General features: G+C 70.7%; 7 protein-coding genes. 4 read left to right on the top strand and 3 right to left on the bottom strand.

The genetic code is table 11. From position 1 onward, the window contains the following. Positions 1–197: 197 nt before the first annotated feature. A complete protein-coding gene (locus ACZ4SA_RS36280; RefSeq protein WP_468282906.1) occupies positions 198–1,286 on the bottom strand; it encodes a C40 family peptidase in 1,089 nt (362 codons plus the stop codon). A gap of 260 nt (positions 1,287–1,546) precedes the next feature. Continuing rightward, the gene (locus ACZ4SA_RS36275; RefSeq protein WP_468282903.1) at positions 1,547–2,332 is read right to left on the bottom strand and encodes a class I SAM-dependent methyltransferase; all 786 of its coding nucleotides are present in this window, start codon (positions 2,330–2,332) and stop codon (positions 1,547–1,549) included. Between the two features lie 303 nt (positions 2,333–2,635). Here ACZ4SA_RS36275 and mshA point away from each other — a divergent pair, with 303 nt between their 5' ends. The 3 genes from mshA (at position 2,636) to ACZ4SA_RS36260 (ending at position 6,530) form a co-directional block, all read left to right on the top strand. Then, complete coding sequence (gene mshA / locus ACZ4SA_RS36270) at positions 2,636–3,976, top strand: D-inositol-3-phosphate glycosyltransferase (RefSeq protein WP_468282900.1); 1,341 nt, start codon at positions 2,636–2,638, stop codon at positions 3,974–3,976. A gap of 98 nt (positions 3,977–4,074) precedes the next feature. Further along, positions 4,075–4,575: a type III secretion system chaperone family protein gene (locus tag ACZ4SA_RS36265; RefSeq protein ID WP_468282897.1), complete on the top strand. Its 501-nt coding sequence runs from the start codon at positions 4,075–4,077 to the stop codon at positions 4,573–4,575. A gap of 326 nt (positions 4,576–4,901) precedes the next feature. Continuing rightward, on the top strand, positions 4,902–6,530 hold the full coding sequence (locus ACZ4SA_RS36260; protein ID WP_468282894.1) for an MFS transporter: 1,629 nt from the start codon (positions 4,902–4,904) through the stop codon (positions 6,528–6,530). Between the two features lie 20 nt (positions 6,531–6,550). On the opposite strand, the gene ACZ4SA_RS36255 is transcribed toward ACZ4SA_RS36260, so the two are convergent. Next, positions 6,551–7,864 (bottom strand): MDR family MFS transporter, encoded by a 1,314-nt coding sequence (locus ACZ4SA_RS36255; RefSeq protein WP_468282891.1) that lies wholly within the window; start codon positions 7,862–7,864, stop codon positions 6,551–6,553. Positions 7,865–8,019: 155 nt separating this feature from the next. On the opposite strand from ACZ4SA_RS36255, the gene ACZ4SA_RS36250 reads away from it, so the two are divergent. Beyond that, on the top strand, positions 8,020–8,781 hold the full coding sequence (locus tag ACZ4SA_RS36250) for a phosphoglyceromutase (RefSeq protein ID WP_468282888.1): 762 nt from the start codon (positions 8,020–8,022) through the stop codon (positions 8,779–8,781). Positions 8,782–9,097 lie beyond the last annotated feature (316 nt).

Below are 9,097 nucleotides of genomic sequence, written 5' to 3'. Positions count from 1 at the left end.
GGCTGCACACCTACAATCACCACCGCGGACACACCGCGCTGAAAGGCCAACCACCCGCCAGCCGCGTCCCCAACCTCTCAGGGCAATACACCTAGCGCGCCTCTCGAGCGGGCCGGGACGCGCGCAGCCGCGCAGATCACGCGCCGCACCTGCACGGGTCCGCCCTGTGGCCCGGCTGGGCACGCACCCCAACGGCCTTACTTGTCCGGTCGTACGACCCCGAGGATCGACATTGAGCCCGCACCCGCGATGGTCACGTCCCGTCCCGGCCGAGGGGCGTGGATGATCGCCCCGTCGCCGATGTACATCCCCACGTGGCTGGCGTCCGAGTGGTAGATGATCAGGTCGCCCGGCCGCATGTTCTTGATGTCGATGCGGGGCAGCAGTCGCCACTGCTCCTGAGAGGTGCGGGGGATGCCCCGACCCGCAGCCGCCCACGCCTGTGAGGTGAGCCCCGAGCAGTCGTACGAGCCCGGTCCCTCCGCGCCCCACACGTACGGCTTGCCGAGCTGCTCCGTCGCGAACCGGACGGCCTTCAGGCCCTGTTTGCTCGCCGTGCCGCTGATGCCCTTCAAGGCGCCGGAGTCGAGCCAGGCCGTCTGTGCCTGGTACTGCGCCTGCTTCTCCAGCTCCAGCAGCCTCGCCAGCTCCTCCTTCTCGAGCCGGTCCTCGAGCTTCTTGGCCGCGGCGATCCGCTCCTTGATCTCCTTCTTGGCCTTCTCCTTCTTGACGCGATGGGCCTCGAGCTTCTCCCATTGGCTGCTGGCGTCCTTGGTGTACGTCGCCAAGTCGGCCTGTGTCCGCGTCAGTTCGGTGATGAGATCCTTGGTGGCCTTCTGGCCCTGCTGGATGCGACCCACCCCGTCCAGGAAGAGCTGCGGGTCGTCGACGAGCGCCAGCTGCGCCTCCGGCGGCAGGCCGCCCCCGCGGTACTGGGCACGGGCGGCGGCGCCCGCGCGGTTCTTCAGCTCCTCGATACGGGCCCGGCCCCTGGCCATCTCCTGCGCCAGCTTCACGATCTCGGCGGACTGCTTCTCCGTCTGCTCCTCCGCGAGGTTGTACGCGTCGGTGGCGGAGGCGGCCTGCCGGTAGAGGGCGTCTATCTCCAGACGCACCTGCTCGAGCGACTTGCCCGGTGCCGGCGGGGCGGGCGCTCCCGGCTTGGTGACGGACGCCGGAGTCGTCGGGGCCGGTTCCGGGGCCGCGAAGGCGGTTCCGGGAAACGCCAGCAGGGTCAGAGCGCAGACCACAGTGATCGCGGCAGTGGCGCAGTGGCGTCGGTTCACGACTCCCCCTTCGGACGAACGCCTGGCATCGGGCATGTGGAACACCCGAATGTGATTAACCGTCAGTAACTTGTGTGTGACGTCGTGATGGTGCCACGGCGCACGTGAAAACGACAGGGTCGACCGGCAGATCGGCGCGCAGATCACCCCCGTAGCTCACCCCGCCCCGCAGCGCGCCTGCCGCTCATCCCCACTCCACTGACGAGCAAGGCGCCCCGTGCGTTCCCTTGTTCGCTTCCTTCACCCGTTCGTGGCGTCGTTCATCCCGAATTGGGTGCGAGTGCGGCCCACTTCACCGTGACCTCGCCCTGCCGCCACCGCTTCCGGTCGTCGGTCAGCGGCCAGTCGGTCCCCACGTCCCCGACGGTTTTCATCCAGCGCTGCCGGGCGCCCAGGGAGGCGTAGGGCGCGGCCGCCGCCCACGCCCGGTCGAAGTCCCGCAGGAAGGCGTGCACCGGCTCGCCGGGCACATTCCGGTGGATCAGCGCTTTGGGCAGCCGCTCGGCCAGGTCGGACGGGCGCTCCAGCGATCCGAGCCGGGTCGCGAACGTCACCGTCCGAGGGCCGTCGGGCCCGAGCGCCACCCACACATGGCGCCGGCCGATCTCGTCGCAGGTCCCCTCCACCAGCAGCCCGCCGGGAGCCAGCCGGCCGCACAGCCGTCGCCACACGGCGGCGACCTCGGCCTCGTCGTACTGGCGAAGCACATTGGCGGCCCTGATGAGTGCGGGCCGGCCCGTCGTCGGCACTTCGAAGCCGCCATGGCGGAAGGTGAGGCCCTCGCGTTCGTACGGCGTCGCTGCGGTGACCCGCGCCGGGTCGATCTCGATGCCGACGACCTCGCACCGGGGGTCGGCGGTGCGCAGCCGCTCCAGCAGCTCCACAGCGGTCCAGGGGGCGGCCCCGTACCCGAGGTCGACGGCGACGGGGGCGCCGGTGCTGCTGCGCAGGGCGGGGCCGTGCGTCGCGGCGATCCAGCGGTCCATGCGGCGCAGCCGGTTGGGGTTGGTCGTCCCGCGGGTCGCGGTCCCGACGGGGCGGCTCATGGGAATGAGGGTATGGGGTCGGGCCGCGGAGCATCGGGCCGCGGCGCACGTGATGCACGTGGCGCACGTGATGCACGTGATGCACGTGGCGCACGTGATGCACGTGGCGCAGCGATGCACGCGATGTATCGGATGCGGTCCGCCGGGCGCTCTGGGGCGCAAGAGTCGCCTGCGGCCGCAGACGGTAATGATTTGGCAAAGTGACCCCGGCCAGGAAATGGAAGCGCGCGCTCCGCTGTTGTGAGGCTGTGCGGGACCGCTTGCCCCGCACCTTGCCGTGCCCGCAGCGAGAGGACCGCCGACGTGAGCCAGTACGTGTCCCGCCTCGGCAGCAGCCGGATGGCACCGCGTATCCGGTTTCCCGGCGGCAACCGCAAACCGCGCAGGGTCGCCATGCTCAGCGTCCACACCTCCCCGCTCCATCAGCCGGGGACGGGCGACGCGGGCGGCATGAACGTCTACATCGTCGAACTCGCCAAGCGCCTCGCCGCCATCAATATCGAGGTCGAGATATTCACCCGGTCGTCCGCCGGCGGGTTGCCGCCTGCCGTCGAGCTGGCCCCAGGCGTCCTCGTGCGACACGTCGACGCCGGCCCCTACGAGGGCCTCGCCAAGGAGGACCTGCCGCCCCAGCTGTGCGCCTTCACCCACGGCGTGATGCAGGCGTGGGCCGCCCGCCGCCCCGGCCACTACGACCTCGTCCACTCCCACTACTGGCTCTCCGGCCATGTCGGCTGGCTCGCGGCCGAACGCTGGGGCGTCCCGCTCGTGCACGCCATGCACACCATGGCCAAGGTCAAGAACGCCGCGCTGGCGGAGGGCGACACCCCGGAGCCGGCCACGCGCGTGATCGGCGAGACCCAGATCGTGAACGCCGCGGACCGGCTGATCGCCAACACCGCGGAGGAGGCCGACGAACTCGTCCGCTTCTACGAGGCCGATCCGGCGAAGGTCGCCGTCGTCCACCCGGGCGTGAACCTGGACCTCTTCCGTCCCGCCGACGGCCGCGCCGCCGCCCGCGCCCGCCTCGGGCTGCCGCAGGAGGCTTTCATCCCCCTCTTCGCGGGCCGGATACAGCCGCTCAAGGCGCCCGACATCCTGCTGCGCGCCGTCGCGGTCCTGCTGGAGCGGGACCCGTCCCTGCGCCGCCGCATCTTCGTCCCCGTCGTCGGGGGTCCCAGCGGCAGCGGACTCGCCAAGCCGGAGGGTCTGCAGAAGCTGGCCGCCAAGCTCGGCATCGCGGACGTCGTCCACTTCAGGCCGCCGGTGGGCCAGGAGCAGCTCGCGGACTGGTTCCGTGCCGCCTCCGTGCTGGTCATGCCCTCGTACAGCGAGTCATTCGGCCTCGTCGCCATAGAGGCGCAGGCCGCGGGCACGCCGGTGCTGGCGGCCGCCGTGGGCGGGCTCCCGGTCGCGGTCCGCGACGAGCGGACCGGCTTCCTCGTTCCGGGGCACGACCCGGTGCACTACGCGGACGTGCTGGGCAGCTTCGTACGGGACACGTCGCTGACGGACCGGATGGGGGCGGCCGCCGCCCGGCACGCGCAGTCGTTCGGCTGGGACGCGGCGGCGACGGCGACGGCGGACGTCTACCAGGCCGCCATGCACGAGCACCGCCGCCGTGTGCGGGCCACCCACCACTGACGGGTCACCCACCACAGACGGGCCGCGCCCGCCGACGGGCAACCCACGCCGACGGTGCCGCACGCGGGCCGCAGACCCCACTGACGTACGCTCGCCCCATGGCTGACGTGCAGCAGGTGACGCGGGTCGTCGAACAGGCCCTCAAGGACGCGGACCTCGAGTGGGAGAGTCCGGATGCGGGCTCCTACGTCGTCAAACTCCCGGGCACCCGCAAGCTGTCGACGACATGTTCGCTGCTCGTGGGCCGGCACTCGCTCTCGATCAACGCCTTCGTCATCCGCCACCCCGACGAGAACGACGCCGCCGTCCACCGCTGGCTGCTGGAACGCAACCTCAAGCTGTACGGCGTCAGTTACGCGATCGACCGTCTCGGCGACATCTATCTCGTCGGCAAACTCCCGCTCTCCGTGATCACGCCGGAGGAGCTGGACCGGCTGCTCGGCACGATCCTCGAGGCGGCGGACGGTTCCTTCAACACCCTGCTCGAGCTCGGTTTCGCGAGCGCGATCCGCCGCGAGTACGAGTGGCGGGTGTCGCGCGGCGAATCGACGCGCAATCTGGACGCGTTCACGCATCTGACCCGGCGGCCGGCCAAGTGACGGTCTGACACCCTCCGTTCTCCGGTACGCGCCCCACGCGCGCCCCCTTCGGTGTCCCTCAGCGTCGTGGCGTGCTCACCGCCGACGAAGCCGTACCGCGTCGACGACGTGATCCGCACCGGACACAGCACTGTCGTCCTGCGCGGCGCCGGCAGCGGCCGCACCACCCTGCTCGCGCACTCCCGGCTGGAGGCGTACGGCTTTCCGGGCGCCGTCCGCCCCGCGGGCCTGTACGAGGCGCAGCGCGCAAGCGCGTCCGACCTGCGGCGCGGTGCGCACATCCGGCCGGATGTGCGCACCGTGTCCGCCGGGCTCAGACTCGGATCATGGGCATCAGAAGGACCCCTCCGGGCTCCGGCACCGCCGCACGCGACCCTGTCACCGCACGGGGTGCGCCGAACCAGACGCTCGCTCTCGCCGCGATGCTCTTCGCGGTGGCGATGACCTTCATCGACCAGACGATCGTCTCGATCGCGGCGCCAAGCATCACCGACCAACTCGGCCTCTCCGCATCCGGGATGCAGTGGGTGGTCAACGCCTACCTGCTCACGCTGGCGGCCTTCTTCGCCCTGGGCGGGCGACTGTCCGACATCGTCGGACACCGCCGCGTCGTGGTGATCGGCACCCTGACCTTCGTCGTCTCCTCCGTGCTGTGCGGCTGCGTGCCTACGGGCGACCTTGCGCAGACCTGGCTGATCGTCTTCCGCGCCACCCAGGGCATCGGCGCCGCGCTGATGTTCCCGGCCGCGCTCGCCGTCGTGATCGCCGTCTTCCCGGTGGAGAAACGCGGGCGTGCGCTGGCGCTGTTCTTCGGGATCTCAGGCGCGCTGACGGCCCTCGGGCCGTTGCTCGGCGGCTGGCTGACCGCGTGGACCTGGCGCGCCATCTTCTGGGTCAACGTCCCCGTCGCTGTCATCGCGCTGGTGCTCGTCGCCGTGGCCCACATCCCCAACCCGCGCCGGGTGGAGAAACTCGACCTCCCGGGCGCGACGCTGGTCGCCGTCGGTATGGGGCTGTGCGTACTGGGGCTCCAGCAGGCGTCGGCATGGGGCTGGAGCAGTGCCGCCACCTGGGGGTGCATCGTGGGAGGGCTCGCGGTGCTGGCCCTCTTCTGCCGCTACGAACTGACCGTGGCCGAGCCGCTGATCAAGCTCCAGGTGTTCAAGGACAAGGCGTTCGCCGTGGACAACCTGGTGCTGTTCTTCGCGATGCTGGCGTTCGTCCCGCTGTTCTTCTTCGTCTCGGTCTACGCGCAGGTCTCGCTGAGTGCGTCGCCGAACCAGGCCGCGCTGTTCCTGCTGTACTTCTTCATCGGGTTCGCCATAGCGGCGCAATGGGGCGGCCGGATCCTCGACAAACGCGGCGCGCCGCCCGCGATCAAACTCGGCACGGCGGTCGGTGCCGTGGGCTTCTTCCTGTGGGCGGGCAAGCTGACGGATCTGTCGATGCACGACCAGTGGCCGTACGCGGCCCTCGCCGGTGCCGGCATCGGACTCCTGCTCGCCCCCGCGTCGACGGACGCGGCCAACCGCGCCATCGACGCGTCCTACGGCGAGGTCACCGGCATCACCCAGACCGTGCGCAACTTCGCCGCGGCGGTCGGCATGGCGGTCTTCGGCACGATCCTCACGCACATCACCACCGAACGGGTCGCGGAGACCCTGGCCGGCAGGGGAGTCCCGGACGCCGCCGCACGGGATGCGGGCCGCTCGATCGCAGAGGCCGTCAGCGGTCACCCGGACGACAAGGCGCCCACCGGCGACGGTCCCGTCGCGAACATCATGCGCGATGCGATGGACGCGATCCGGATGGACTTCGCAGAGGCCAACCAGTGGGTCTTCTACGGGATGGCCATCGCCCTGGCCGTCGCCTTCCTGTGCGCGCTGCGTCACCCGGGGACGCGGGTGACGGACGACGCGGCGGAGGCGGGCGACGAGAGCACGGGACGCGTTTGAGCCTGCCCTCCGGCCGTCCTTCAGATGTTGGCCGCCGTGGTCGGGGTGCTCTCCGGCACCTTCGCGGCCGCCTCCGCGGCGTCCGCGACAGCCGCCGCCTCCGCTTCGATGTGTCCGCTGTGCTCGGCCAGAGCGCGCCGCAGCAGGAGGGCGTATCCCGCAGCCGCCACGCCGCCGATCACCGCGCAGCCCATCCACAGCACGTCCGGGCCGGGGCCGTCCACGACCCAGCCGGCCAGGATCGGGGCGACGAAGCCCGCCACCGCCCAGGACATGCCCATGACGCCCTGGTACCGGCCACGAGCGTGGGCCGGAGCGAGACGAGCGGTGGCCGCCGCGTTGGTCGGTACGTGCACCATCTCGCCGAGCGTCCAGACCACCACCGTCGCCGCGAACACCAGAGGGGTGCCCGCCAGCGCCGTCGCACCGGTGCCGACGGCGAAGAGCAGTGAGGAGACGGTGAGCAGAGCCGCCGGCGAACGCTTCTCCGTGATCCGGTTGACCAGCAGCTGCAGCGCGACGATCACCACGCCGTTCACGGCGATGACCACGCCGTACGAGTTGGCCGACAGCCCCTCACCGGCCATGGTCAGCGGCAGCCCCACCCAGGGGGCGGTGAAGATGAGGCACACCAGCAGGTTGAGCAGGACCAGGGTCCGGAACGGCGCGTCCTTCAACACGTCGAGCACGCTCACCTGCTCGTCGGCCGGCGCCCCGGTGACGGCGTCCACCCGGGCCTTCGGGCGGGTCTCGGCCAGCCTCAGGAAGACGATCAGCGCGCAGAGCGCCGTCGCCAGCGCGTCGACGACGAACAACGTCCGGTAGCCGAGGAAGATCGCCGCACCGCCGCCGAGTGCGGCGACGGCGAAGCCGAGATTGAGCGCCCAGTAGTTCAGCGCGTAGGCCCGGCGCAGCTCCGGCTCGGGCACCATGTCCGCGATCATCGCGCTGATCGCCGGTCGCACGGCCTGCATCGCGACACCCATCAGAAGGACGACGACCGCGATCCCCCAGGCGCTGCTCACCACGGCGAGGGCGGCGGCGCATGCCGCTCCGGCCAGGTGCATCGAGATCATCGTCGGCCGCCGCCCCCACCGGTCGGTGAGCATCCCGCCCAGCGGCGAGCCGGCCACGCCGCCGAGGCCGTGGAGCGCGATGACAAGACCCGCGTACCAGGCCGAGTAGCCGAGCTCCTGCGTGAGATAGAGCGACAGGAAGGTGAGGACGAACGCGCCGGTACGGTTCACCAGCGTCGATGTCCACAGCCACCAGAAGCCTTGGGGTAATCCCGAGACGGTCTGGCGCGCTGCGCGTCTGAGCGAGGCGATGGACATACGGGAGCCCCCCACGGCTGTAATGACCCTCATTGGCCTCCGCAACTTACTGAGCCGGGTCTCCCGGCCGCCACTGAATTGACGGGGACCGTCAACCGAGTCCGCTCCTCGGGCAGCTGCGCGGCGCCCAGGAGGTGTCGATTAGGCTCGTCCGCATGGCCGACGCACCGTACAAGCTGATCCTCCTCCGCCACGGCGAGAGCGAATGGAACGCAAAGAACCTGTTCACCGGCTGGGTGGACGTCAACCTCACGGAGAAGGGCGAGAAGGAGGCAGTCCGCGGCGGTGAGCTGCTCAAGGACGCCGGCCTGCTCCCCGACGTGCTCCACACCTCGCTCCAGAAGCGCGCCATCCGCACGGCGCAGCTCGCCCTGGAGGCCGCGGACCGCCACTGGATCCCGGTCCACCGCTCGTGGCGGCTGAACGAGCGCCACTACGGCGCGCTGCAGGGCAAGGACAAGGCCCAGACGCTGGCCGAGTTCGGCGAGGAGCAGTTCATGCTCTGGCGCCGCTCGTACGACACCCCGCCGCCGCCCCTCGAGGACGGCACGGAGTTCTCCCAGTCCGACGACGCGCGCTACCAGACCATCCCCAGCGAGCTGCGCCCGCGCACCGAGTGCCTCAAGGACGTCGTCGAGCGCATGCTGCCGTACTGGTACGACGGCATCGTCCCCGACCTGCTCGCGGGCCGCACGGTCCTGATCGCCGCCCACGGCAACAGCCTGCGCGCCCTGGTCAAGCACCTGGACGGCATCTCCGACGCGGAGATCGCGGGCCTGAACATCCCCACCGGCATCCCGCTCGTCTACGAGCTCGACGCCGACTTCCACCCGGTCAAGCCGGGCGGCACCTACCTCGACCCGGCGGCGGCCGCGGCGGCGATCGAGGCGGTCAGGAACCAGGGCAAGAAGAAGTAAGTTTTGTGATCATGCCCCCGACCTGCGCATACGGCGCGGGGCGGGGGCATTCTCACGGCCTGGGCCCATTCTGGGCCCTTAGCGCCCCGGCTCTTGCGGGCGGAGCGCCTTCCGGGCGCGGTCCCGGCTGTCAATCCCCCGGTTTCGTGGAGACCTTCCTATGCAGCCAGCTCCTCGGTGAAGCTGGCCCAGTAGTCGTGTTCGTAGTCGATGGGGCTTTCCCAGCCGCACACGCTGTGTAGCCGTCGAGTGTTGTAGAAGTCGGTGATCCAGGTCGCGATCCGGATCCGGGTCTCGGCGCGGGTGGCGAAGGTGT

It is taken from the genome of Streptomyces sp. NPDC027962 (genome assembly GCF_055566095.1).
The sequence above is the reverse complement of the archived record's forward strand: the minus strand, read 5'-3'. Positions and strand labels throughout refer to the sequence as shown.

Bases quoted from the DNA above. Each gene is read 5' to 3' on its own strand.
- ACZ4SA_RS36275 (WP_468282903.1), bottom strand. From the start codon at position 2,332: ATGAGCCGCCCCGTCGGGACCGCGACCCGCGGGACGACCAACCCCAAC.
- ACZ4SA_RS36265 (WP_468282897.1), top strand. From the start codon at position 4,075: ATGGCTGACGTGCAGCAGGTGACGCGGGTCGTCGAACAGGCCCTCAAG.
- ACZ4SA_RS36260 (WP_468282894.1), top strand. From the start codon at position 4,902: ATGGGCATCAGAAGGACCCCTCCGGGCTCCGGCACCGCCGCACGCGAC.
- ACZ4SA_RS36255 (WP_468282891.1), bottom strand. From the start codon at position 7,864: ATGTCCATCGCCTCGCTCAGACGCGCAGCGCGCCAGACCGTCTCGGGA.
- ACZ4SA_RS36250 (WP_468282888.1), top strand. From the start codon at position 8,020: ATGGCCGACGCACCGTACAAGCTGATCCTCCTCCGCCACGGCGAGAGC.